Raw genomic sequence first — 23,807 nt, forward strand, 5'->3', positions numbered from 1 at the left:
CGCATGGCGCGCCTTTTAAGTTGACAAACGCGATGGAGAATGTGGAATAAGCCTTAGTGTTCCTGGAGACCTGAAATGAACCGTCGCTCCGCCTCTCGCCTGCTCGCCGCGCTGGCGTTGTCCGCTCCGATCGCCTTCGGCGCGCTACCCGCCGCCGCCCAGTCCACGATCACCAATGTCTCCTACGATCCGACGCGCGAGCTCTATAAGGACTTCAACGCGCTGTTCGTGAAGCACTGGAAGGCCGAGACCGGACAGGACATCAAGGTTCAGGTGTCCCATGGCGGGTCGGGCAAGCAGGCCCGTTCCGTGATCGACGGTCTGAACGCCGACGTCGTCACGCTGGCGCTCGCCTCCGACATCGACGCCATCGTCAAAGCCACGAACAAGCTGCCGGCCGACTGGCAGAAGCGTCTCCCGCACAACTCCTCGCCGTACACCTCGACGATCGTGTTCCTGGTCCGCAAGGGCAACCCTAAGGGCATCAAGGACTGGGACGATCTGGTGAAGCCGGGCGTCGAGGTCATCACCCCGAACCCGAAGACTTCGGGCGGCGCGCGCTGGAACTATCTCGCGGCCTGGGCCTACGGCCTTAAGCAGAACGGCGACGATCCGGAGAAAGCCAAGGCCTTCGTGGCCGATTTGTTCAAGCATGTGCCGGTGCTGGACAGCGGCGCGCGCGGCTCCACCACCACCTTCGCCCAGCGCGGTCTCGGCGACGTGCTGCTGGCCTGGGAGAACGAGGCCTATCTCTCCTTCGCGGAGTTCGGCGACGACAAGTTCGAGATCGTGTTCCCGTCGATCTCCATCCTGGCCGAGCCGCCGGTCGCGATCGTCGACGCCAACGTCGAGAAGAACGGCAGCCGCAAGGCGGCCGAGGCCTACCTGAACCTGCTGTACTCGCCCGAGGGCCAGTCGCTGGCGGCCAAGCACTTCTACCGCCCGGCCAAGCCCGAGACCGTGTCGAACAAGGCCGACGTGGAGCGCTTCAAGCAGCTCGAACTCGTCACTATCGACGGCGCCTTCGGCGGTTGGGCCAAGGCCCAGACCGAGCACTTCGGCGACGGCGGCGTGTTCGACCAGATCTTCAAGCCGAAGTAACGCCCGGCCCAACGATGTTTCGCCTTCTGATCGCCGTGCGCGCGCCGGGTCCTTCCCCGAACGCCGCGCGGCGATCTTCCGTGGACGCGGTCCGCCGCACGAGACCTGAATTCTCATGAGTCGAACGACGTTTCGAACGCCCAGCGCCTTGCCCGGCTTCGGGCTGACCTTCGGGTTCACCTGGCTGTGGCTGACGCTCATCATCCTCCTGCCGCTCGGCGGCGTCATCCTCTGGGCGGGATCGCTCGGCGTGGAGCGGCTGGCGCAGATCGCCTCCGATCCGCGCACGCTGTCCGCCCTGCGCGTCAGCTTCGGCCTGTCGCTGCTGGCTGGACTGCTGAACGCCGTGTTCGGCCTCATCCTCGCCTGGGTGCTGACCCGCTATGATTTCCCCGGACGCCGTCTGGTGGACGCGGCCGTCGACCTTCCCTTCGCCCTGCCGACCGCGGTGGCCGGCATCGCGCTCGCCGCGATCTACGCGCCGAACGGCTGGATCGGGCAGTGGCTGCCGTTCAAGGTCGCCTACACCCCGCTCGGCATCTTCGTGGCGCTGGTCTTCATCGGGCTGCCCTTCGTGGTGCGCACGCTGCAGCCGGTGCTGACGGATCTGGACAAGGAGCTCGAGGAGGCGTCCGCGACGCTCGGCGCCGATCGTCCGGTCACGCTGCTGCGCGTCGTGCTGCCCACGCTGTTCCCCGCTCTGCTCACCGGCTTCGCGCTCGCCTTCGCCCGCGCGGTCGGCGAGTACGGCTCGGTCATCTTCATCGCCGGCAACGTGCCTTACGTGTCGGAGATCGCGCCGCTCATCATCATCATGAAGCTCGAGGAGTTCGACTACGGCGCGGCGACCGCCGTCGCCACGATCATGCTCCTGATCTCCTTCGCGCTCCTGCTGCTGATCAACCTGCTTGAAGCCTGGACCCGCCGGAGGCTCGGACATGTCCGCTGACGTCGCCGCCGCCCCTGCGGCCCGCCCGCTCTCCAATCCGACCTCCGAAAGCTCGTCCGCCCGGCGGCTGCTGATCGGGCTCGGCCTCGGCTTCCTCGCCCTGTTCCTTGTGGTGCCGCTGTTCGCGGTGTTCGCCGAGGCGTTCCGCAACGGCGTGGCGGCCTATTTCGAGGCCTTCGCGGATCCCGACACCCAGGCCGCGATCCGGCTCACCCTGCTGGTGGCGGCGATTGCGGTGCCGCTGAACGTGGTGTTTGGCCTCGCGGCGTCCTGGGCGATCGCCAAGTTCGAGTTCCGCGGCAAGAGTTTCCTGCTGACGCTGATCGACCTGCCGTTCTCGGTCTCGCCAGTGGTGTCGGGCCTCTGCTTCATCGTGCTGTTCGGCGCCAACGGCTATTTCGGCCCCTGGCTCGACAAGCACGGCCTGCAGATCATCTTCGCGGTTCCGGGCCTGGTGCTCGCCACCGTGTTCGTGACCTTCCCCTTCGTCGCCCGCGAGCTGATCCCGCTGATGCAGGAGCAGGGCACGAGCGAGGAGGAAGCGGCGCTCTCGCTCGGCGCCAACGGCTGGCGCACCTTCTGGTCGGTGACGCTGCCGAACGTGCGCTGGGCGCTGCTCTACGGCGTGCTGCTCTCAAACGCCCGCGCGATGGGCGAGTTCGGCGCCGTGTCCGTGGTGTCCGGCCACCTTCGCGGCCTCACGAACACTCTCCCATTGCAGGTAGAGATTCTCTATAATGACTATAATTTCGTCGCGGCTTTCGCGGCGGCGACGTTGCTGGCGGGGCTCGGGCTCGTCACGCTTGTGGTGAAGTCGCTGCTGGAATGGCGTTACGGCGACGAAATTTCCTCGAAACACAGGAAGTGAGGGCGTTCCAATGTCCGTTGAGCTCAAGATCCGCGACGTCCGCAAGCAGTACGGCTCCTTCGCCGCCCTGAACGGCGTCAGCATCGACATCCGCGAGGGCGAACTCGTCGCCCTGCTGGGGCCGTCCGGTTCCGGCAAGACCACGCTGCTCCGGGCCATCGCCGGCCTGGAGTCGCTGGACGGCGGCAAGATCCTGTTCGGCGACATCGACGCCTCGTCGAAGTCGGTGCAGGAGCGCAACGTCGGCTTCGTGTTTCAGCATTACGCCCTGTTCCGGCACATGACCGTGTTCGACAACATCGCCTTCGGTCTCCGGGTGCGGGACAAGGCGCGTCGGCCGGCGGAAGGCCAGATCCGGAGCAAGGTGCTGGAGCTGCTGGAACTGATCCAGCTCACCGGGCTCGAGAAGCGCTATCCGTCCCAGCTTTCCGGCGGCCAGCGCCAGCGCGTGGCGCTGGCCCGCGCGCTCGCCATCGAGCCGCAGGTGCTGCTGCTGGACGAGCCGTTCGGCGCGCTCGACGCCCAAGTGCGCAAGGACCTGCGCCGCTGGCTGCGTCAGATCCACAAGGAGACCGGCCACACCACCGTGTTCGTGACCCACGACCAGGAGGAGGCGCTGGAGCTCGCGGATCGCGTCGCCGTGCTGCACAAGGGCGACCTCCAGCAGATCGGCACCCCGGACGAGATCTACGACAGCCCGGCGACCCCGTTCGTCTACGCCTTCATCGGCGAGTCGAGCGCGATCCCGGTCACGGTGCAGGCGGGCTCGGCCGCGCTCGACGGCGCGCCGCTGCCGGTGTCCGGCGTCTCGGCGCAGGACGGGCCGGCGAAGTTCTTCGTGCGCCCGCAGGACGTGACCGTGAAGGAGCTGAACGGCTCCTCGACGGTGGCCGGCACCGTGGCGGCGCTGCGCCGCACCGGCGCCTACCGCCGCGCCGACATCGAGGTCGGCGCCCGCAAGACCCGCGTCGAGGCGCTGCTGCCCACCAACGCGCCGATCTCGGTCGGCGACACGGTCGGTCTGGTGTTCCAGCGCTACGCCCTGTTCCCCGCGGACAGCGCGCCCGCGACCGCCTGATCGGCCGGGTCTCGTTTCCTCCGGGCGCCGCCTTTCCGGATCGGCGCCCGGCGGCTACGGTCGCGCCCCGTGACGCGCCGATTCACCGGCGCGGGCGTGCGTTCGGGGCGGGATAGGGTTCATGTGGCGCAAGGTGGCCTCGGTCAGCGGTCTGACGCTGGTCTCGCGGCTGTTCGGCTTCGTCCGCGACGTCATGATGGCGGCGCTTCTGGGCGCGGGGCCTCTGGCCGACGCCTTCATGGTGGCGTTCCGGCTGCCGAACCACTTCCGGGCCATCTTCGCCGAGGGCGCCTTCAACGCCGCCTTCGTGCCGCGCTACACCAAGGCCCTGACCCAGGACGGGGAGGGCGCCGCGCGGGCCTTCGCCGACGACGTGCTGTCGATCACCGTCGTCACCCATCTGGCGCTGCTCGGCTTTGCGCTCGCCGCGACGCCGCTGGTGGTCGCGGCGCTTGCGCCGGGCTTCACCGCCGAGCCCGACCAGCTCGACCTCACCACCACGCTCACCCGCGTCACCTTCCCCTATCTGCTGTTCATCTCGGTGATGACGCTCGTCACCGGCATGCTCAACGCCCATGACCGGTTCGCGGTGGCGGCCTCCACGCCGATCCTGCTGAACCTGTGCATGATCGCGGCGCTTGTGGCCTCCGACCTGTTCCCGACGCCCGCCCATGCGCTGGCGGTCGGGGTGCTGGTCTCGGGCGTCGCGCAGCTCGCGCTGGTGCTGGCGGAGCTGAAGCGCGCCGGGCTCGGGCTCAGCCTGAAGGCGCCGCGGATCACCGAGCGGGTGAAGAGCTTCCTCACCGGCTTCGGGCCGGCGGTTCTGGGCTCCGCCGGCGTGCAGATCGCCATGTTCGCGGACACGATCCTGGCCTCGTTCCTGCCCACCGGGTCGGTGTCCTACCTCTATTACGCCGACCGGCTCTACCAGCTGCCGCTGGCGGTGGTGGGCATCGCCATCGGCACGGTGCTGCTGCCGGAACTGTCGCGCCGGCTCGCCAAAAACGACCAGGGCGGCGCGCGGGACCGCCTGAACCGGGCGCTCGAAGGCGCCTGGGGGCTGACGCTGCCCTTCGTGGCGCTGTTCGCGGCGGCGGCGGCTCCAACCGTCGCGGCGCTGTTCGGCCGCGGCGCCTTCGACGCGCAGGCGGTGGCGGGATCGGCCGCGGCGCTTCAGGCCTACGCGCTCGGCCTGCCGGCGATCGTGGCGCTGCGCTGCGTGACGCCCGCCTTCCACGCCTCCGGCGACACCGCGACGCCGGTGAAGGCGCTGGCGATCGCGACCCTCGTCAATCTCGGGCTGAAGCTGGCGCTGATCGGCCCCTGGGCCCATGCGGGACTCGCCTTCGCCACCTCGATCGGGGCCTGGGTGAACTTCGCGATCCTGCTCGGCCTGCTCGCCCGCCGCGAGGGGTTCGCCGCCGACCGCCGCTTCGTCGTCAACGTGGTCGGGCTGACCGTCGCCACCATCGCGGCCATCGGCGTGATCGCGCTCGCGGGCGACCATGCGGCGATCGCCCGCGGCGTCATCCCGGCGCTGCCGGACCTCGGTCCGGCGGCCCTGCTCGGCCTTGCGGGCTTCGTCGCCTATGGCGCGGTCGCGGGCCCCACGTTCTGGCTCGCCCGCCGCAGCCGGGCCTGACGCGTAGGGATTTGCGCGTCTTTCCACGGATTTCGCCCGTAGGACCCGAGCGGGGAGAAAATTAATTGCTTTAGCGGGGCGGTCCGGCTTGCCACGTTCCAGCCGACACATTCGATGGTTTTTGTCGAATGAATCTCGCGCCATGGGGGCGCGCGAGCTTCGGGGTTGGAACATGAAAACGTGGCTTCTGTCGGCGGCGGTGGCGTCGCTTGCGTTCGGGTCTCAGGCCGTCGCGCAGGAAAATCTCAAGATCGGCGTGCTCTACGCCCTGAGCGGTCCGAACGCGCAGCTCGGCGTCGACTCGCTCGCGGCGCTCAAGACCGTGGTCGACATCGTGAACGAGGGCGCCGACCTGCCGCTGCCGCTCGCCAAGGGCGGCGGGCTTCCCGGCCTCAAGGGCGGCAAGATCGAGCTCGTCGTCGCCGACCATCAGGGCAAGCCGGACGTGGGCCAGAGCGAGGCCGAGCGCCTGATCGCCCAAGAGAAGGTCAACGTGCTGCTGGGCGGCATCATGTCGTCGGTCAGCGCGCCGATCAGCCAGGTGAGCGAGCGCGCCGCCGTGCCCTTCGTCAACGGCTCGTCGTCGGCCCCGTCGCTGACCAACCGCGGCTTCCAGTACTTCTTCCGCACCACGCCCCATGACGAGCACTTTGTGCGGTTCCAGTTCGATTTCCTGAAGGATTTCGAGAAGCTCTACGGCAAGAAGATCGAGACCGTCGCGATCCTGAACGAGGACAGCGCGCTCGGCTCCGACAGCGCGCGGGTGCAGAACCGGGTCGCCAAGGAGCGCGGCGTCAAGGTGCTGGAGTCGATCTCCTACAAGGTTCAGACCCCGAGCCTCACCTCCGAGGTGCAGCGCCTCAAGGCCGCCAACGCCGACGTCGTCCTGCAGACCGGCTTCACGGCCGACAGCATCCTGCTCTACAAGACCGCCAAGGACCTCGACTACAACCCGCCGCTGGTCATCGCCCAGGGCGCCGGCTTCGTCGATCCGAGCTTCCTGAAGACGCTCGGCCGTGACGCCGAAGGCGCCATCACCCGCTCCCCCTTCAACGGCGATCTGGCGCAGCGCTTCCCGCTGATCGCCAAGGTGCAGGAGCTGTTCAAGAAGCACTCCAACGGGCGCGAGCTGACCGACATCCCGGCCCGCGAGTTCACCTCGATCTACGTGCTGCTCGACGCGGTGAACCGGGCGGGCTCGGTGGAGCCGGAGAAGATCCGCGCGGCGCTCGCCGCGACCGATCTGCCGTCCGATCAGCTGGTCGTGCCCTATGAGGGCGTGAAGTTCGATCAGACCGGCCAGAACGTCAAAGCCCGCTCGATCATGATCCAGGTCCAGAACGGCAAGTACTGCACGTTCTATCCGGCCGAGCTCGCGGTCTGCAAACTGGTCTATCCGGCGCCGAACTGGGCGCAGAAGGCCGCGCAGGACGCCAAGCTCTAAGCTTCAAGGCCTTCCGCGCCTCCTTTCATCCTTTCTGAAGACCCGTTCGCGGCCATCCGCCCGCTCCGCCGGCCTTGCGTCCGCGAACGGTTCTCTCCCCATCGACGTCACGGACAGATCATGACCAAGGTGCTGGTTCTCGGCTCCGGCGCGGCTCTCCCCGCCAAAGGCCGCTTCAACACGACGCTCGCCTTTCTCAAGGGCGCCCGGACGCTTCTGCTCGATTGCGCCCAGCCGGCGAGCGAGCTGCTGTTCCACCACGGCGTGGACACCGCCTCGGTGGACACGGTGGTGCTGACGCATCTCCACGCCGATCATGTGACGAGCATCGGCCAGCTCGCCCACATCAAGCACCACTACATCGACCCGATCTACGCCCGCGCGCTGCTGACGCGGACCGATCCGACCTACCGCTCCCAGATCCGCCATCCGGCGGCGGAAGATTACGACAACATCCAGAACGTCCTGCGCATCTACGTGCCGGCGGGCGTGGAGAAGGTGATCCGCGATTACCTCGCCGTGCTCTATCTGCGCCCCGAGGTGTTCGTGAACTTCAGCATCGAGGTTCTGCCGTTCGGCGAGGGCGTGTTCCACGACGATCCCGACTTCACGCTCACCGCGATCCCGAACAACCACATCCGCGAGTACTATCCGGAGCTCGAAGGCACCGACGCGGTGCGTGACAGCTACTCCATCCTGGTGGAGTCCGATGGCCGGAAGACGCTCTATTCGAGCGATCTCGCCGCGATCGAGGAGATCGAGCCCCATGCGGGCGCGGCGGATCTCGTCTTCATCGAAGGCGCCCATTTCCCGGCGGAGCAGCTGCTCGCCTTCGTAAAGCGCGCGGGCCTGAAGCGCGTGGCGGTGCATCACATCCTGTCGCTGCGCGAGCAGGGCTTCGCGGAGCACGCGGACGCGCTCGCCGCCGCGAACGTGGTCGCGACCCACGACGGTCTCGAGATCGAGATCTGAGCCGGCGGCCGATGGGGGCGGGGAGGCGACCATGACCACCGAGATGCTGGTTCAGGCGCTGATCAGCGGCCTGCTGATGGGGCTGATCTATGCGCTGGTCGCCGTCGGGCTGAACCTGGTGTTCGGCCTGATGGAGATCGTGAACTTCGCCCATGGCGAGTTTCTCATGCTGGCCATGTACGCCTCGTTCTGGTTCTGGGCGCTGGGCGGGATCGATCCGCTCCTGTCGCTGCCGGCGGTGGTCGCGCTGCTGGCGATCGCCGGGGTGCTCGTGCATTACGGGCTGATCCGGCGCTTCCTCGGCGCGCCGATGCTGGTGCAGATCTGCGGCACGTTCGGGCTCGCCATCACGCTGCGCGCCGGCGCGCAGTTCCTGTGGGGGCCGGACTACCGCCTGATCCAGGAGCCGCTCGCCGCCGGCCGCCTCCAGATCGCCGACGCCTTCGTCGGCCGCCCCCAGGCGCTCGCGGGCGTGCTGTGCGTGGCGACCTTCGTGGCGCTCTGGCTGTTCGTCACGCGCACGGAGACGGGGCTCGCCCTGCGCGCCACCGCGCAGAACGCCAAGGCCGCCGCGGTGCTCGGCGTGCCCACCGACCGCACCTACGCGCTCGGCTGGGCGATCAGCCTCGGCTGTCTCGGGATCGCGGGCTCCGCGCTGTCGAATTTCTATTACATCTTCCCGGACGTCGCGATCAACTTCGCGCCGCTCGCCTATGTCACGGTCGCGCTCGGCGGTTTCGGAAGTCTGTTCGGCAGCCTCTACGCCGGAATACTGATCGGGCTGGTGGAGTCGGTCGGCGGCGTCTTCATCGACCCGTCCTACAAGACGCTGATCGTCTACGCGCTGTTCTTCGTGGTGGTGCTGACGCGGCCGAACGGCCTGTTCGGGCGGGCGTGACCATGAGCGCTCCCGACGATCGTCTCGCGCAGGCGAAGGCCGAGCCGCTGCACCCGCCCGTCCCCGGCTGGGCGAAGGCCCTGCTGGTTCTCGGCGCCGTCGCGGTTTTCGCGGCGCCGCTGGCGACCCAGAACAGCCACCAGCTCCACGTGCTGATCACCATCTTCCTCTACGCCGCCATGGCGCAGTCGTGGAACATCATGGCCGGGTTCTCGGGCCAGATCAGCCTCGGCCACGCCGCCTTCTTCGGCCTCGGGGCCTACGCCACGGGCGTGCTCTACGCCCATTACGGCGTCACGCCGTGGGTCGGCGCCGTCGTCGGCGTCGCGCTGTCGGTCCTCGCCGCGGCCTTCATCGGCGTGGCGACGCTGCGGCTCAAGGGCCACCACTTCACGCTTGCGACGCTGCTCGTCGGCTTCAGCCTGCAGATCGTCTTCGCGCGCTGGGAATGGGTCGGCGCGGCGTCCGGCCTGCTGCTGCCGCTCGATCGCGCGAACCCGTGGTGGAGCCTGCAGTTCTTCGGCTCCAAGACGCCCTACTACGGCATGGCGGCGACGCTCGCGGCGGGCGCGACGCTGGTCGCCTGGGCGCTCGGACGCAGCCGGCTCGGCTATCGCCTGCAGGCGATCCGGCACGAGCCGGACGCGGCCGCGAGCCTTGGCGTCCGCGTGGCGCGCGACAAGGTGGTGGCCTTCGCGATCTCCGCCGCGCTGATGTCGGTGTCGGGCTCGTTCCTGTCGGTCTACCTGCTGTCGCTCGATCCGGAGCGCTTCTTCTCGGTCGAGCTGTCGGCGATGGTGGTGCTCGTCACCGTGCTCGGCGGCTGCGGCACGGTGCTCGGGCCGATCGTCGGCGCGCTCATTCTGGTGCCGTTGCAGGAGTATGCGCGCGGCCTGTTCGGGGGCACGGGCCGGGCGGCGGACCTGCTGATCTACGGCGCGCTGATCCTCGCGATCTGCGTCTGGCGTCCCGCCGGCGTCCTCAGCCTGCTCGGCGAACGCCTCCGCCGCCGGGAGCGCGCCGCATGAGCGCGCTGCTGGTGGTGTCCGATCTGAGCAAGGCCTTCGGCGGCCTGACCGCGAACGACGGGATCAGCTTCGAGGTCGAGCGCGGAGAAATCCTCGGCGTCATCGGCCCGAACGGCGCCGGCAAGTCCACGCTGTTCGATCTGCTCACCGGGTTCCAGCGGCCCGATCGCGGCTCTGTGTTGCTGGAGGGGCGGGAGCTGCGCGGGCTGCGCCCCGACGTCATCAGCCGGGCCGGCGTCGCGCGCACGTTCCAGAAGCTGAAGCCGTTCGCGGACATGACGGTGACGGAGAACGTGATCGTCGGGGCGATCTCGCGCACGGCGTCGCTCGCGGAGGCGCGGGACGCCGCTCTCGACGCGCTCCACCAGGTCGATCTGCTGGAGAAGCGCCACAGCTTCGCCCGCGAGCTCTCCACCGGGCAGCGCAAGCGGCTCGAACTCGCCCGCGGCCTCGCGACCCGGCCGAAGCTGCTGCTGATGGACGAGGTCACCGGCGGCGTCGACCAGCGCACCATCCCGGGGCTGGTCGATCTGGTGCTGTCGCTGAAGGAGCGGGGCGTCACGGTGGTGACGATCGAGCACAACATGCAGGTGCTGATGCGGCTCGCCGACCGGGTGCTCGCGCTGCGGAGCGGGCGGCGCATCGCCTTCGGCGCCCCCGACAGCGTGCGGGCGACGCCCGCGGTCATCGACGCCTATCTCGGAACCGCGACCGATGCTGCTTGAGGTCGAGGGATTGCAGGTCGCCTATGGCGACTATCAGGTCGTCTGGGACGTCTCGCTCACGGTCGGGGCAGGGGAGACCGTGGCCCTGCTCGGGCCGAACGGCTCGGGCAAAAGCTCCGTGGTCAACGCCATCAGCGGGCTGGTGACGGCGGTCGGCGGCGACGTGCGGCTGGACGGCGAAAGCCTTCTGGCGCGCCCGACCCACCGCCGCGCCGAGAGCGGCGTGGCCCATGTGCTGGAGCGCCGGGCGGTGTTCCCCAAGCTGACCGTTCTGGAGAACCTGAGGCTCGGCGCCTGGCATCCCCGCGCCCGGGCCGCCCGGGCGGCGTCGCTGGAGCGCGTCTACGGCCTGTTCCCGAAGCTGCGCGAGCGGCGGGGGCAGCTCGCCGGCGAGATGTCCGGCGGCGAGCAGCAGATGCTGGCGCTCGGCCGCGGGCTGATGTCGCTGCCGCGCCTGCTGATCGTGGACGAGCCCTTCCTCGGCCTCGCGCCGCAGGTGATCGGGCAGTTGCGCGAGGTGTTCCGGACGCTGAGCGCCGAAGGCGTCGCGATCCTGTTCATCGAGCAGAACGTGACGCTGTCGCTCACGATGTCGGACCGGGCCTATGTGCTGGAGAGCGGGCGTCTGGTCGCCTCCGGTCCCTCGCCGGACCTCCGGGACGACCCCCGGATCGCGCGCGTCTTTCTCGGCGCATGACCGAACCCTTCGCCCCCGCCGCCAACCCGTCGAGCGCACGACCCATGACCTTCCCCCTCGCCGACCTGATCTCCGGAGCCGTGGCGCAGGGCGCCTTCTCGGTCGGGGATCGCGACGTCCGCCTCGACGCCGCCGCGTTCGAGGCGCTGGCGGGCGAGACCGAGGCCGACCTGCGACGGCTCAAGGCGGCGCCGGGCGAGGCGGTCGCGATCCGCATCCGCAACGCGCCGGCGGACCTTGCGGCCTACTACGCCGCGTGGCGTCTCGGCCTCGCGGTCACGCCCATCCACGTCTCGTCGCCGAAGCCCGCCGTCGATCGCATCGTGGCGAGGGTGTCGGCCCGGATCGTGGTCACGGACGGGCGCGCGCGCCGCGTCTCCCGCGCCGAGCCCCGCCTGCACGAGCCGGACACGGGCCTCATCATCTTCACGTCGGGCAGCACGGGAACGCCGAAGGGCGTCCTGCTCGGGCAGAAGGAGTTCGCGGGCAAGCTCCGCGTCCTGACCCAGCGTCTCGCGCTGACGCCCGCCGACCATTCGGTGATGCCGCTGCAGCTCACCTTCGTGTTCGGCATCTGGGTCAGCCTCGTCTCGATCCTGTCGGGCGCCCGGCTGACCCTCGTGCCGCGGTTCTCGCCCGCTGCCATGGACGAGGCCGTCCGCGACGGCGCGACGGTCGCGACCGCCGTGCCGACCATGTTCCGAACCATGCTCTCGGACGCCTCCGCCTACCCTGCGCCACTGCGCGTCTGGATCACCGGCGGCGAGCCGCTGGGCGCCGCGCTCGGGCGGCGGGTGGCGGCGGCCTCGCCCCAGGCCGCGATCGTCGACATGTACGGCTCGACCGAGACCGGCTCCTGCGACTTCTGCTTCGACAGCGCCGAGACGCCGGACGGGTTCGGGACGATCGGCCGGGCGACCGCCGGGGTGACGTTCCGCATCGCGCGCGCCGACGGCTCCTCCGCGCCGCTCGGCGAGGAGGGCGAGCTTCAGATCCGGACGCCGTTCGGCATGTCGGGCTATCTCGACAGCCCCGACCAGACGGCCGCCGCCTTTCAGGACGACTACTACCGCACCGGCGATCTCGGCCGCGAGCGACGCGGCGGAATCGTGGAGCTGACCGGGCGCATCAAGGACGTGATTTCCCGGGGCGCGAACAAGGTGGCGCCGCTGGAGCTGGACCACCTGTTCGAGGGCCATCCCGCCGTGGAGGCGGCCCTGTCGGCCGGCGCGCCGGACGAGCGGCTCGGCCAGGCGATCCATCTGTTCGTGCGGCTGAAGGACGGCGCGCGCGTCACCTCCGACGAGCTGAAGGCCTGGGCCGCGGAGCGCGTGGAGCGGTTCAAGGTGCCGGACCACATCCATGTGGTGGACGCCATACCCACGGGATCGACCGGAAAGGGCGACCGGACGGCGATCGTCCGCCTGCTCGACGCCGCGCGCACAGTCGACCCCGCGGTCGCCTGAGACGCGCGGCCCGCGGCCGGGTCAGTCTCCGTCGCGGGCGAAGCGGCTGTCGCGCCACGCGAAGGCGGCCTTCAGCCCCTGCGTGCGCGCGATCTCCAGAAAGCGCAGCTTGTCGGGCGATCCGACCGCCTCGATCTCGAGGTCGATGGCGAGCGCCTGTTCGAGCGCGTCGCTCATGGCGGCGGCCTCGAACGCCAGATTGATCGCGCCCTTGGTGCGCTGGACCAGACCGGGGTCCATCGCCGCGATGCGGCGCGCGACCGACAGCGCCTCGTCGAGCGCTGCGCCGGTGGGCGTGATCCGGTTCACGAGCCCGATCTCGTAGGCCCGGCGCGCGGAGAGGTTCGCCTCGCCGGTGAGGATGATCTCCTTGGCGATCTTGGGCGCCACCAGCCACGGCAGCGTCAGCGCCACCACGGTCGCGCCGAACTGGAGCTCAGGCTCTGCGAACCGCGTCTCCTCGGACGCGATGGTCAGGTCGCAGGCGGTCGCAAGCTGGAGCGACCCGCCGAAACAGGCGCCGTGGACCGCCGAGACCGTGGGCTTCCGCGAGCGCCAGAACCCCATCACGGTCTCGAACTCGTTCCGCAGGATGCCGTCCCAGGCCTCGGCCCCGGTCGGCCGGTTCTCGATCTGCTCCTTGATGTCGAAGCCGGCGGAGAAGCACGGCCCGTTTCCATGCAGCGCCACGGCGCGCACGGCGTCGTCGGCGTTCGCCTCCGCGAGCGCCCTGCGGAGATCGCGCATCATCTCCTGCGTGACGGCGTTGCGGGCGTCGGGTCGGTTCAGCGTGAGCACGGCGACGCCGTCCTCGACGCGGTAGAGCACGGCGGTGTCGGTCATGGGTCCTTCGCATGCGAAAAGCGCCGGCCGGCGGTGAGGCCGGCCGGCGCTTCGGGCGCCTGAGGGCGCGGCCCCGGTCAGGAGGTCGCGGCGATCTTGGCGAGGTCGATGTGGTCGCCGGCCGCGATCTCCTTCTGGGCGCGGGCCTGCGGGCCATTGTCGTAGAAGGCGGCGGCGTCGATCTCGGCCGTCAGCAGCTTCTGCTCCCGGAGGAAGGCGAGCACGGCCTTGGTGCCCTCGATCTCGTCCGGGGTGACCGTGAGGTCGATCGCGCCCGCGTCCTTCACCGGCGCGCGCAGGTAGCGGTCGGCCGCGGCGCCCGGCGCCACCAGCGAGGCGTCGAGCCGCGAGGTCTCGCCGAACCAGCCGCGCGACTGGGCGAGGTTGTTCGAGGTCCACCACGTGGCGATGGTCCAGGCCTTGAGCAGGCGCACCAGGGCGTCGTCGCCGTTCGCCTTGATCCACGGGCCGGTGACGGCCTGATAGCCGGCGCCGTCGCCGACCTTGCTGGTCCAGATCTCCTTGCCGATCTTCTGCTGCAGCAGGCGCTCGTAGGTCGGATCCCAGGTGGTGACCGCGTCCACCAGGCCGGATTTCAGCGAATCCGCCTGTTCGGCGATGTCCTGGTTGATGATCCGGATCTCCTTGAACGGCTCCTTGATCCCGGCGGCAACGATGGCGCGCACGCTGCGGGGGAACACGGTGGTGCCGAACGGACCGGAGAGCCGCTTGCCCTTCAGCTCCGCCAGCCCGCCCTCGAAGTCCGGCCGCCCGATCACGGCGAAGCGGAAGTCGTGGGTGCGCTGGAAGATCTTGGTGCCGGGAACCCGCGAGGAGCCGCGCAGCACCGGCGCGTCGGCCCCGGAGATGTTGTCGATGCTGCCCGCCACCGCGGCCTCCGCCAGCGGCCCGCCGAAGGTGAAGGTGCTGAACTTGGCCTCGATGCCGTGCAGCGCGAGGATGTTGGTGTGGCGCAGCGTCTCGAACACCTCGCCGACGCCGCCGTAGAGCGTCTGGTAGCCGAGGCGGATCTGCAGCGGATCGGCCGCGGCGCGCACGAGGCTGGGGCGGGCGAGCGTGGCGCCGCCGACGGCCGCGGCCGCGCCGGCGTGGAATGTCCGTCGTTTCATGGGTCGAGGTCCTTGGAGGCTTGAGGTCAGCGCGGGGTCGCGCCGCGCACGAGGAAGCGTTCCAGCGCGAGCATCGCGCCGTTCATGGCGAAACCGATCAGGCCGATGATCACCATTCCGGCGAGGACCTTCTCGATCTCGATCGTGGTCCGCGCGAGCTGGATCATGTAGCCGAGCCCGGAGGTCGCCGAGATCAGCTCGGCGGCGATGACGCAGGCCCAGCCGGCGCCGAGGCCGATGCGCAGCCCCGTCAGGATCTGCGGCGTGGCGGCCGGGATCAGCACCTTCCGGATCACCAGTCCGCGCGGCGCGCCGAAGCACTGGGCCACCCGGGTGTAGATCTCCGGCAGGGCGCGGGCGGCGTCGTAGGCGTTGGTGAAGATGGGGAAGAACGCGCCGAGCGCGATCAGGAACCAGGCCGGACGATCGCCCAGCCCGAACCACAGGATGGCGATCGGGATCCAGGCGATCACCGAGATCGGCCGCACCAGCTCGATGATCGGCAGCAGCAGGCGCGCGGCGAGCGGCGACCGCCCGAGGGCGAGGCCGCCCGCGACGCCGAGCGCGGCGGCGATGGCGTAGCCGATGGCGACGCGCGTCACGCTGGCCGTGACGTCGTCCACCAGCATGCCTGCGTCCCAGAGGTCGCGCAGCGCGACCAGCACGGCGCTCGGCGCCGGCAGCAGGTTGACGTTGATCAGGCCGGCCCGCGCCGAGGCCTCCCAGGCGAGCAGCAGGCCGACGACCACCAGCGCGCCCTGCGCCCGCGTCAGGATCGCCCGAAGGGACGGCGCGCGGCGGACGGCCTTCGCCGCCGGCTGCGCCGTGGAGACGGCGGATGCGGACATGTCAGTGGCCCCCGGCGGACGGACCATGGGACGCGCCGCGCCCATGGTGCAGCAGGTCGAAGATGGTCTGCTTCAGCTCGAGAAAGTCCGCGTCGCGGGTGCGGATGTCCGGCCGGCGGGGGCGGGCGAGCGGAATGTCGAGCACGGTCTGGATGCGGCCGGGCTTCGCGGACATGGCGATCACCCGGTCGCTCAGGAACACCGCCTCGTCGATGCTGTGGGTGACGAGCACGAAGGTCTTTCCGGTCTCCGCCCAGATCGACAGCAGCTCCTCCTGCATCTCGTCGCGCGTCAGCGAGTCGAGCGCGCCGAAGGGCTCGTCCATCAGCACCACGGCGGGATCGGGCGCGAGCGCGCGGGCGATGCTGACGCGCTGGCGCATGCCGCCGGAGAGCTGGTCGGGATACTTGTCCTCAAAGCCCTGAAGCCGCACGAGCCGGATGAAATGCCGGACGATCTCGTCGCGCTCGCGCCGGGGGAGGCTCTTGGCGAGAAGGCCGAAGCCGACGTTCTCCGCCACCGTCATCCACGGATAGAGCGCGTAGTCCTGGAACATCATGGTCCGGTCGGGGCCGGGGGCGGGGTTCGCGAGGCCCGACCGCCACACCGTGCCGGTGGACGGCTTCAGGAACCCGGCCAGCAGGTTCAGCAGCGTGGTCTTCCCGCAGCCCGACGGCCCGATGATCGACAGGAACTCGCCTTTCGCGATGTCGAGATCGACCCGCGACAGCGCGACGAACGCCTCCTCGGCGCCGGTGGCGGGATAGGTCTTGGTGATGCCGTCGAGCTGGAACACGGCGTGTGACATGAAGGGTCCTCGTCCGCGACGGCTCGCGATCGAGGCCAGTGTCGAGCGTCCGCCGCCCGGCGAGACGCAATTAATCGACAAAATCCATAATTTTTATGTACTCAAGGTATATTCCAAGAGGGTGCCGTTCTTTGGACGCGCGTCACGCGTGCGGGGCAGGCGCGGCGCGCGGCGAAGGCGCGGTCTTGGTCCGTGAGGCGCAGAAGCTCCGGCCCTGACGGGCGTCGCGTCTGGCTGATCCAGGCGGCCGGGCGCGCCGGACCGCCTGGATCTGGCGTCTTGGGCTCCCCTCAGCCCGCGGCCGCGGCGGCGAGGCGAGCGGCGGCTTCGCGATAGCTGTGCAGGGGGCGGCCGAGGATCCTGACCAGCCGATCGACATCCCCCGCCTCGGGAACCATGCCGTCGCTGACGTAGCGCTCGGCCATCAGCCGCATCTCGTAGGCCATCCACTTCGGCATGAAGGCGGCCATGTTCTGCTCGAACCCGCTCGGGTCGTCGCCGCCATAGACGATCGGGCGGCCGAGGATGTCGGACCAGATCGCCGCCGCCGAAGCTCCCGTCAGCGTGTCCGGACCGACCAGATTGATGGTCTCGATCGGCGGCTTGCCGGCCGCCTGGTCGCGGCGGATCAGTTCGATGGCCGCGACCTCGGCGATGTCGCGCGCGTCCACCATGGCCACGCCCTTGCCGCCGATCGGCATGGGATAGACGCCATGGTTCAGGATGACGTCGCGGACCATGACCTCGTTGTCCATGAAGTAGGACGCACGGAGGATCGTGGCGCTGAAGCCCATCTGTTCGAGCATCCGCTCCGCCCCCGACTTCACGGCGAAGTGCGGCACGTTCGAGAAGCGGTCGGCGTGGAGCACCGACAGGTAGACGACCCTCTCGACCCCGGCCTCGCGGGCGAGGTTGAGCGTGACGATCGCCTGGGTGAATTCATCGCCCGTGACCGCGTTCAGCAGGAACAGAGACGTCACGCCGTCGAAGGCGCGGCGCATCGCGTCGATGTCGAGAAGGTCGCCCTGCGCGACGTCGACGCCGTCTGGAAAGGTCGCCTTGGAGGCGTCGCGGGTCAGCGCGCGCACGGCCGCGCCGCGGCGCACGAGCTGGTCGACGACGTGGCGGCCGACACGGCCGGTGGCGCCGGTGACGAGGATGGTCATTGGGGTCGCTCCTGTTCGGGTTTGGACATCCCCAAATTCGGTGATCCACAGACGAGGCGATAGGCGCTATGTTTGGACGCACCGTCTCGCTGGTGGAACACATGGACCTTCTCGCCCTTGCGGATTTCAACCTCGTCGCCCGTCACGGCGGCTTCGGCAAAGCCGCCCGCGCGACCGGGCGGCCGAAGGCGACCCTGTCGCGTCGGGTCGCCGAACTTGAGGCGAGCCTCGACCTGAGGCTGTTCGAGCGCGGGTCGCGGGTCCTCACTCTCACCGAAGAGGGCCGCGCCCTCAGCGAGCGGACAAGCGCGTTGCTCACCGAGCTCGACGAGACGGCGATCGAGATCGCGTCGGGAGGGGCTCGTCCCCGGGGACGGCTCAGGATCAGCGCGCCCCTGCTGTTCTCCCAGACGGCCATGGGCAGGCTGGCCGCGGGCTTCGCCTTGAAGCATCCCGACGTTCGGCTCGAGGTGACCGTCGAGGACCGCCCGGTCGACATGATCGAGGAGGCCTACGACCTCGTCATCCGGGTGAACCCCGAACCCGACGCCAATCTCGTCGGCCGCGCCTTCCTTCACGACCGACTGGTGGTGGTGGCGGGTCCCGGCGTCGCTTGCCCGACGGACGGCAGGCCCGTTCCGGCCGTTGTGCGCGGCGCCGTGGGCGGCGTGGAGACATGGCGGGTGACCACTCCGAACGGTCCGTCGACTGTCGCGGTCCATCCGACGCTCGGTCTGTCGTCGCTCGTCATGGTGCGCGACGCCGTCGTCGCGGGAGCAGGCGTCGCCCGCCTGCCGCTGTCGCTCGCAGGCCCCGACATCGAGGCCGGGCGGATGACGCTTTGGGGCGACGTCGAAGGCGTCCAGACAGCGCTTTGGGCGCTCTATCCCACGAGACGGCTGCTCAGCGCGCGCGTGTCGGCGTTCCTGGACCACCTGAGGGAGGCCTTCCCGAAGGGAACGCCGGACGAGCTCGCGGCCTATGTCGCCGCCGAACGGCAGCGCGTTGTCGGGGCGGCGGCGGACTAGCCAGCCCTCGCCACGGACGCTCGGCGACCCGTCTCGCGCGCCTATGCTCGCGGCTCTGCGCAAGCGTGGCCTGCAGCCCGCCGGCGCGGCCGATACGCACCTCGACGTCCTCGACGGGCGAGACTCGTCCAATCCCCGTCATCCGCGCCAGAGCCGCTTCAAGATCGCGTCCGACGACCTGTCCCCCCATGTGCTTGCCGAGATCCTCGAGCTCGGCGAGCTCTAGGAACGCCGGCTGCTTGACGGCTGGGAGATCGCGCGGCGCCTCTCGCGCGGGCCGTAGCCTTTAGGGTCGGTTTTCCGCTGTAGGGTGTCGCGGAGGCCATGAACGATCCCGCTCCCCGCACCCCGGCTGTCAACACGCGGGACCCTCAGAAAAGTACATTCCTGCGATGTCCAACGAAAAGATGTTGGTTATTATAGCAATCCTAAAGTAGAAAAATTTCGTTGCTATTTCTTGATATTTAGTAACAATGTTTTTGGTCGAAGGTTGTGGGTTTATCTAGAATGAATCAATTCTTTTGCGCGGACCCGATCGCTTATCGTGCTGATGACCTTCCGGTGATCGCGGAGACCCTGAGCCAGAATCTCGTGACATATGACGCCGGTGTGGATCGGGTCGAGAATTCCGTGGCGCGTGGTCTCATGCTGGCCAAACAGGTGCAGCCGGGCCTTTTCGCCAGCGGCTATGATCTCAAATATCTCGTCGACGTGCGGCTCGAGGTTGAGGAGACGCCGTCGATTTTCTGCGGCGTGTTGATCTCGGGCGACGATGGCGAGCTCGACATTTCAGGTTATGGCTCCCTCACTTTGCCGCGGTCCTGCCCGATCGTGATGGGATTCGGCGGGGGCGCGCGCTGCATAGGCAATTGCAGGGCGGGGACGCACTGCGCCGGAGCCGGTTTCCGCCTCTATCCGTCGTTCTTCGAATCCATCCGGGACGAGGAGGAGGGCGTTCAGCTTGAGCCCCTCCGTGCGATGCTGACGGACGCCTTCATGCTCAGATGGCTGCCGCCGTCAGCCCGGCTGATCGAACTCGCCCGCCTGAGCCTCGGCAATCCTTACGTCGGCGCGCTGAGCCGTCTTTTCCTGCAGGGTTGCGCGCTGGCCTTCATCGCCGAGACGGCGCGTCTGCTCGCCGAACACGACAGCGACGACGACGCGCCGTCGCACGGCTTGAGCGAGGTCGAATACGAGCGGGTCATGGCGTTAACGAAGATCATCGACGATTCCATCGTCGATCCGCCTTCGTTGGCGCAGATGGGGCGAAGCGCCGGCATCAACACGACGACGCTCACCCGCCAGTTCCGCCAGGTTCATGGCGTGACCATCTTCGAATACATTCGCAATCGTCGCCTGGAGCTGGCGCGCGATCTGCTGAGGAGCCGGCCGATGCAGGTGTCGCAGGTGGGCTATCTTGTCGGTTTCGGCAATCCGGCGGCTTTCGCCACGGCCTATCGACGCCGCTACGGCTTTCCGCCGAGCTGCGAAAAGGTCGCCGCGGGCCGGATTTGATTTCGCGAAAGCGATATCCGGGCGAACGAAAGTTGGCGGCGTAGGCGAGGGCGGATCTTGCCGCCATGCTCCGCCCGTCATCAGCAGTAGCCATGTCGGCGCGGGTGACCCTCGCGGCACGTCGGGCGAGGGCGGCGTCGCCGCGCGCCGGCGGGCTTTCAAGGGGCTCAGGTCAATGCGTCGCCACGTTCGTGCGAGTGTTCTTTTCGGCGTCAGCCTGACGGCGCTTGTGACGGCGACGACCGCCCCTGCCCAGGAGGCGGAGCAGGACGGCGAGATCGCTCTCGACGAGATCGCCGTCTTCGGCCGCAAGCGGATCGAAGATCCGCAGAGGGCGCCGGTCTCGATCAGCGTGCTGGGCGGCGCGTCGGTTCCGTCGCTGAGTTCGGATCCCGGCGCCGACATCACGCGGGACACGCCGAACCTGTCCTTCGGTTCCGTCGGCATGACCGGGCAGGACTTTCTCAACATGCGCGGCGTCGGGCCGCTGGGCTTGCCGCTCAACTCGCTGGACAACACGGTAGGCGTCGCGGTCGATGGCGTTCCGACCACCGCCTATGGTTACCCCCCATCGCTGCTCGACGTGCGCCAGGTGGAGGTCCTGCGTGGGCCGCAGGGCACCACCTTTGGCCGTAACGCGCTCGGCGGCATGGTCAATGTGGTCACCAACGAGGCCGACGGGACGCCGACTTTCCGCGTCACCGGCGAGGTCGGCTCGGACGGTCACCGGCTCGCCGAAGCCGTGGCGGGAGGCTGGATCGTCCCCGACCGCGTCGCTGGCCGCATCGCTGCGCGCGCCTCTGGGATCGACGGCGACGTGCCGAACAGGATCGTGGGGGGCAAGGAGGGCGAAGCGAAGATCGGCGCCGTGCGCGGATCCCTTCGCTTCACGCCGGGCGACGACCTCACGGTGACGTTCGGCGGCTCCTATGACGAAGACAAGCGCACCGGCGGATTCTCGCTGCTGCTCGAACATCCGAAATATCCAGCCAGCGGCTCGGACATCATCCCATGGAGCGAGCGTCGTCGCGGCGACCTCTCGTTGAAGGTGGAGAAGCGTTTCGAGGCCTTCACAGTGACATCGACCACCAGCTTCCAGGACATGCGGCTGCGGTCGCGCTACGACTATTCCGACACGTTCCTGATGGATCTCATTTCGCCTATTCCTATTCAAGGATTCTGGACCAATCCAGACGCGGACAAGGTCGACACGCGCGAACATGAAAAGGTGTTCAACCAGGAGATCCGGTTCAACTCGGCCGAGGACTCTTGGCTGACCTGGGTCGTCGGGGGGGCCTACTTCCGATCGGACTACAACCAGAAACGCGTGGCGCGCACATACTCGCCCTATGCGAACGGCGATTTCGATACGGACATTGTTTCTGACACCTGGGCCGGCTTCGCGGACGTCACCGTGCCCGTTACCGACAGGCTGAAGATTTCAGGCGGCCTGCGCCTCGCACATGATCGGCAGAACTTCCGCACCGACTATATGCCGGCCGTGGATGGCGCGCCGTTCAGGCAGCGGGACCGGATCTCCGACACCTATCTCACCGGTCGGGCGGCGGTCTCCTACGACTGGACCGACAACTGGATGACCTACGCCTCGGTCGCGCACGGCTATGCGTCCGGAGGCTTTGAGAAGGCGACCATCAGCTCGCCGCTCTATCAGCAGAACGAGCCGTTCAAACCGTCGACCGGCTGGACCTACGAGATCGGCTCCAAGAGCGAGTTCCTGGACGGAAAGGCCAAGCTCAATGCGAGCCTGTTCTACAACGATGTCTCCGACGGCCAGATCATCAGCTATCTGATCGACGGAGGGGCGCTCCAGTATTTCTTCGCCAATCAGAACTACGACAGCTACGGCTTCGAGCTAGAAGGCAGCGCCCAGCTTTCCGAACGGTTCACGGTGCGCGGAGGACTGGGAGTCACTGAGTCAGAACTCAAGAACGTCAAGAAAACGCCGACCACGACATACAAGAATGGCAATGAGGTGCCCAACACGCCCAACGTCACAGTGACGCTCGGCGCGCAATATGTGCTGCCGGGCGTCGCGATCGGTCTTCCCGGCGATGTGTTCGCCCGCGCGGACTATCAGTATGTCGGCAAACGCGCCGCCGACGTGGCCAATTCGTTCGATCTCAAAGCCTATCATCTCGTCAACGCCCGGCTCGGCTGGACGATCGACAAGTTCCAGGTCTACGGTTTCGCCAACAATCTGCTGGACAAGCGGCCCCAGCTCTTCGGCGCGACCTATGCGGCGAACGCCCACGCCATGGCGGTAGGCCGCGGCCGGGTGATCGGCCTCGGCTCCACCTATGCGTGGTGACGGCGTGACAGTCGTGGCGAACAGGGGCGGCCGGTCATGAATCCGGGCCGTCTCGTCACCGTCGGCATGCTCAACATCGTGCAGGGCATGCCAGGCTACTTCTTCACCGTGGGCGTGCCCGCGATGCTGCGCGACAGCGGCGCCTCGCTCGCCACGGTCAGCCTCGCCTACGTCATCTGGATCCCTTGGGCGCTCAAGTGGCTCTGGGCGCCTTACTTCGACAATCCGGCGGCCGCGCCCTTCCACTCTCGCGTGGCTTGGCTGCGCGCGCTGCCGATCATGATGGCGGCGGTGTTCCTGCTCGTCGCCTTCTTTCCGCCCGGCTCGCAGCAATGGCCGCTGATCGCGATCTCGCTGTTGAGCGCGACGGTCGGCGCCACGTTGCAGGTCGTTCTGGCGGCGTGGCTGATCGAGAATTCGTCGACGAAGGAGCGCGCGCTCGCCAACGCCGCCCAGGTGGCCGGTGTGACGCTCGGCGGCGTCTTCGGCGGCGGACTGATCCTCACGCTCGGCGATCGCTACGGCTGGGTCGGAGCGATCGCCGTGGTGTCCGCGATCATCGCCGGCCTGTCCTTCTCGACCTGGTTCGAGAAACCGGCCACGACGGCCGGGAGTTTCGCGCGCAAGGCGCGGGACGGGGCGTGGGCTGCCTGGAAGGGCCTGTTCGTCCGGCCCGGTTTCGGACGGCTCCTTCTGCTCATCGTGCTGGCCGGAGGCGCGGCGGGCGCTGACGCGCTGTTGCCAGCCATCATGATCGACCGCGGCTTCACCGCCTCCGAGGTCGGCTGGATCATCAGCACGCTCGGCCTGGGATCGATCCTGCCGGCCAGCCTTCTGGCGGGCTGGCTGGTCCGCCAGAAGGGAGCTTTCGTCGCCATCGCCTGCCTTTACGCTCTCAAGGGCCTGACGCTCGCCGCGCTCGCGCTGTCCGGCGCCCTGCCGCCGGTTGGCGTCGCCGGGCTGGTCGTCCTCGACTGCGCTTTGTCGGGCGCGTTGATGGTCGCGACCTATCAGCTCTACATGGGCTTCGCCGACGTCGAGCACGCCGCGACCGATTACGGCCTGATGACGTCGCTCGAGGCCGCCTTCCGGCTCGTCGGCGGTCTCATCGCGGGACAGGCTGGCGACGCGCTCGGCTATCCCACGATCTTCGCCGGATCCGCGCTCGCCGCGGCGCTCGCGGTTCTGTGCGCGCTCGCTTTCCGTCCCCAGCTCAGACCGAACGAGGCGACATGAACCGCTTCATCCGCCCCCACCGCGGCGCGCTTGCGC

22 protein-coding genes are annotated in these 23,807 nt (G+C 68.6%); 17 read left to right on the forward strand and 5 right to left on the reverse strand.

The window, feature by feature from the left end; all coding sequences use genetic code 11:
• The first annotated feature begins 75 nt into the window (after positions 1-75).
• The 12 genes from ACFQ4O_RS01500 to ACFQ4O_RS01555 all read left to right on the forward strand — a co-directional run bounded on the left by ACFQ4O_RS01500 (position 76) and on the right by ACFQ4O_RS01555 (position 12,868).
• The gene (locus ACFQ4O_RS01500; RefSeq protein WP_378773851.1) at positions 76-1,101 is read left to right on the forward strand and encodes a sulfate ABC transporter substrate-binding protein; all 1,026 of its coding nucleotides are present in this window, start codon (positions 76-78) and stop codon (positions 1,099-1,101) included.
• 115 nt (positions 1,102-1,216) lie between these two features.
• Positions 1,217-2,050, forward strand: a complete 834-nt coding sequence (gene cysT, locus ACFQ4O_RS01505) for a sulfate ABC transporter permease subunit CysT (protein ID WP_378773852.1) — start codon at positions 1,217-1,219, stop codon at positions 2,048-2,050.
• Entirely contained in the window at positions 2,040-2,918 is an 879-nt protein-coding gene (cysW, locus tag ACFQ4O_RS01510; RefSeq protein ID WP_378773853.1) for a sulfate ABC transporter permease subunit CysW, read from the forward strand. Before cysT ends, cysW begins: the two co-directional genes overlap by 11 nt.
• A gap of 10 nt (positions 2,919-2,928) precedes the next feature.
• Entirely contained in the window at positions 2,929-3,996 is a 1,068-nt protein-coding gene (locus ACFQ4O_RS01515) for a sulfate/molybdate ABC transporter ATP-binding protein (RefSeq protein WP_378773855.1), read from the forward strand.
• 121 nt (positions 3,997-4,117) lie between these two features.
• Positions 4,118-5,638, forward strand: coding sequence for a murein biosynthesis integral membrane protein MurJ (gene murJ, locus ACFQ4O_RS01520; RefSeq protein WP_378773856.1), 1,521 nt, complete (start codon positions 4,118-4,120; stop codon positions 5,636-5,638).
• Between the two features lie 172 nt (positions 5,639-5,810).
• A complete protein-coding gene (locus ACFQ4O_RS01525; RefSeq protein WP_378773857.1) occupies positions 5,811-7,082 on the forward strand; it encodes an ABC transporter substrate-binding protein in 1,272 nt (423 codons plus the stop codon).
• A 120-nt stretch (positions 7,083-7,202) separates the two neighbouring features.
• Positions 7,203-8,054: an MBL fold metallo-hydrolase gene (locus ACFQ4O_RS01530; RefSeq protein WP_378773858.1), complete on the forward strand. Its 852-nt coding sequence runs from the start codon at positions 7,203-7,205 to the stop codon at positions 8,052-8,054.
• A gap of 31 nt (positions 8,055-8,085) precedes the next feature.
• A complete protein-coding gene (locus ACFQ4O_RS01535; RefSeq protein ID WP_378773860.1) occupies positions 8,086-8,952 on the forward strand; it encodes a branched-chain amino acid ABC transporter permease in 867 nt (288 codons plus the stop codon).
• Positions 8,953-8,954: 2 nt separating this feature from the next.
• Positions 8,955-9,980 carry a branched-chain amino acid ABC transporter permease gene (locus ACFQ4O_RS01540; RefSeq protein ID WP_378773861.1) on the forward strand — a complete coding sequence of 342 codons (1,026 nt, stop codon included), beginning with the start codon at positions 8,955-8,957 and terminating at the stop codon, positions 9,978-9,980.
• Positions 9,977-10,705, forward strand: coding sequence for an ABC transporter ATP-binding protein (locus ACFQ4O_RS01545; RefSeq protein ID WP_378773862.1), 729 nt, complete (start codon positions 9,977-9,979; stop codon positions 10,703-10,705). The genes ACFQ4O_RS01540 and ACFQ4O_RS01545 overlap by 4 nt, the downstream gene beginning before the upstream one ends.
• Positions 10,695-11,402, forward strand: a complete 708-nt coding sequence (locus tag ACFQ4O_RS01550) for an ABC transporter ATP-binding protein (protein ID WP_378773863.1) — start codon at positions 10,695-10,697, stop codon at positions 11,400-11,402. The genes ACFQ4O_RS01545 and ACFQ4O_RS01550 overlap by 11 nt, the downstream gene beginning before the upstream one ends.
• A gap of 44 nt (positions 11,403-11,446) precedes the next feature.
• A complete protein-coding gene (locus ACFQ4O_RS01555) occupies positions 11,447-12,868 on the forward strand; it encodes a class I adenylate-forming enzyme family protein (protein ID WP_378773864.1) in 1,422 nt (473 codons plus the stop codon).
• Positions 12,869-12,889: 21 nt separating this feature from the next.
• Here the strand turns inward: ACFQ4O_RS01555 and ACFQ4O_RS01560 are convergent, their stop codons facing one another.
• From ACFQ4O_RS01560 to ACFQ4O_RS01580, 5 genes are all read right to left on the reverse strand, one after another.
• Positions 12,890-13,711 carry an enoyl-CoA hydratase/isomerase family protein gene (locus ACFQ4O_RS01560; RefSeq protein ID WP_378773865.1) on the reverse strand — a complete coding sequence of 274 codons (822 nt, stop codon included), beginning with the start codon at positions 13,709-13,711 and terminating at the stop codon, positions 12,890-12,892.
• A gap of 77 nt (positions 13,712-13,788) precedes the next feature.
• On the reverse strand, positions 13,789-14,841 hold the full coding sequence (locus tag ACFQ4O_RS01565; RefSeq protein WP_378773866.1) for an ABC transporter substrate-binding protein: 1,053 nt from the start codon (positions 14,839-14,841) through the stop codon (positions 13,789-13,791).
• 26 nt (positions 14,842-14,867) lie between these two features.
• On the reverse strand, positions 14,868-15,689 hold the full coding sequence (locus tag ACFQ4O_RS01570) for an ABC transporter permease (RefSeq protein WP_378773867.1): 822 nt from the start codon (positions 15,687-15,689) through the stop codon (positions 14,868-14,870).
• 1 nt (position 15,690) lies between these two features.
• Positions 15,691-16,497 (reverse strand): ABC transporter ATP-binding protein, encoded by an 807-nt coding sequence (locus ACFQ4O_RS01575; RefSeq protein WP_378773868.1) that lies wholly within the window; start codon positions 16,495-16,497, stop codon positions 15,691-15,693.
• 290 nt (positions 16,498-16,787) lie between these two features.
• Positions 16,788-17,663, reverse strand: coding sequence for an SDR family oxidoreductase (locus tag ACFQ4O_RS01580; protein ID WP_378773869.1), 876 nt, complete (start codon positions 17,661-17,663; stop codon positions 16,788-16,790).
• A gap of 101 nt (positions 17,664-17,764) precedes the next feature.
• On the opposite strand from ACFQ4O_RS01580, the gene ACFQ4O_RS01585 reads away from it, so the two are divergent.
• From ACFQ4O_RS01585 to ACFQ4O_RS01605, 5 genes are all read left to right on the forward strand, one after another.
• Positions 17,765-18,691 carry a LysR family transcriptional regulator gene (locus ACFQ4O_RS01585; RefSeq protein WP_378773884.1) on the forward strand — a complete coding sequence of 309 codons (927 nt, stop codon included), beginning with the start codon at positions 17,765-17,767 and terminating at the stop codon, positions 18,689-18,691.
• 43 nt (positions 18,692-18,734) lie between these two features.
• The gene (locus ACFQ4O_RS01590; RefSeq protein WP_378773870.1) at positions 18,735-18,917 is read left to right on the forward strand and encodes a hypothetical protein; all 183 of its coding nucleotides are present in this window, start codon (positions 18,735-18,737) and stop codon (positions 18,915-18,917) included.
• A gap of 335 nt (positions 18,918-19,252) precedes the next feature.
• Positions 19,253-20,206 (forward strand): helix-turn-helix transcriptional regulator, encoded by a 954-nt coding sequence (locus ACFQ4O_RS01595; RefSeq protein WP_378773871.1) that lies wholly within the window; start codon positions 19,253-19,255, stop codon positions 20,204-20,206.
• A gap of 175 nt (positions 20,207-20,381) precedes the next feature.
• The gene (locus ACFQ4O_RS01600) at positions 20,382-22,535 is read left to right on the forward strand and encodes a TonB-dependent receptor (protein WP_378773872.1); all 2,154 of its coding nucleotides are present in this window, start codon (positions 20,382-20,384) and stop codon (positions 22,533-22,535) included.
• Between the two features lie 66 nt (positions 22,536-22,601).
• On the forward strand, positions 22,602-23,771 hold the full coding sequence (locus tag ACFQ4O_RS01605) for an MFS transporter (protein WP_378773885.1): 1,170 nt from the start codon (positions 22,602-22,604) through the stop codon (positions 23,769-23,771).
• Positions 23,772-23,807: the final 36 nt, after the last annotated feature.

It is taken from the genome of Methylopila musalis, from assembly GCF_042679725.1.
Lineage (GTDB): Bacteria > Pseudomonadota > Alphaproteobacteria > Rhizobiales > Methylopilaceae > Methylopila > Methylopila musalis.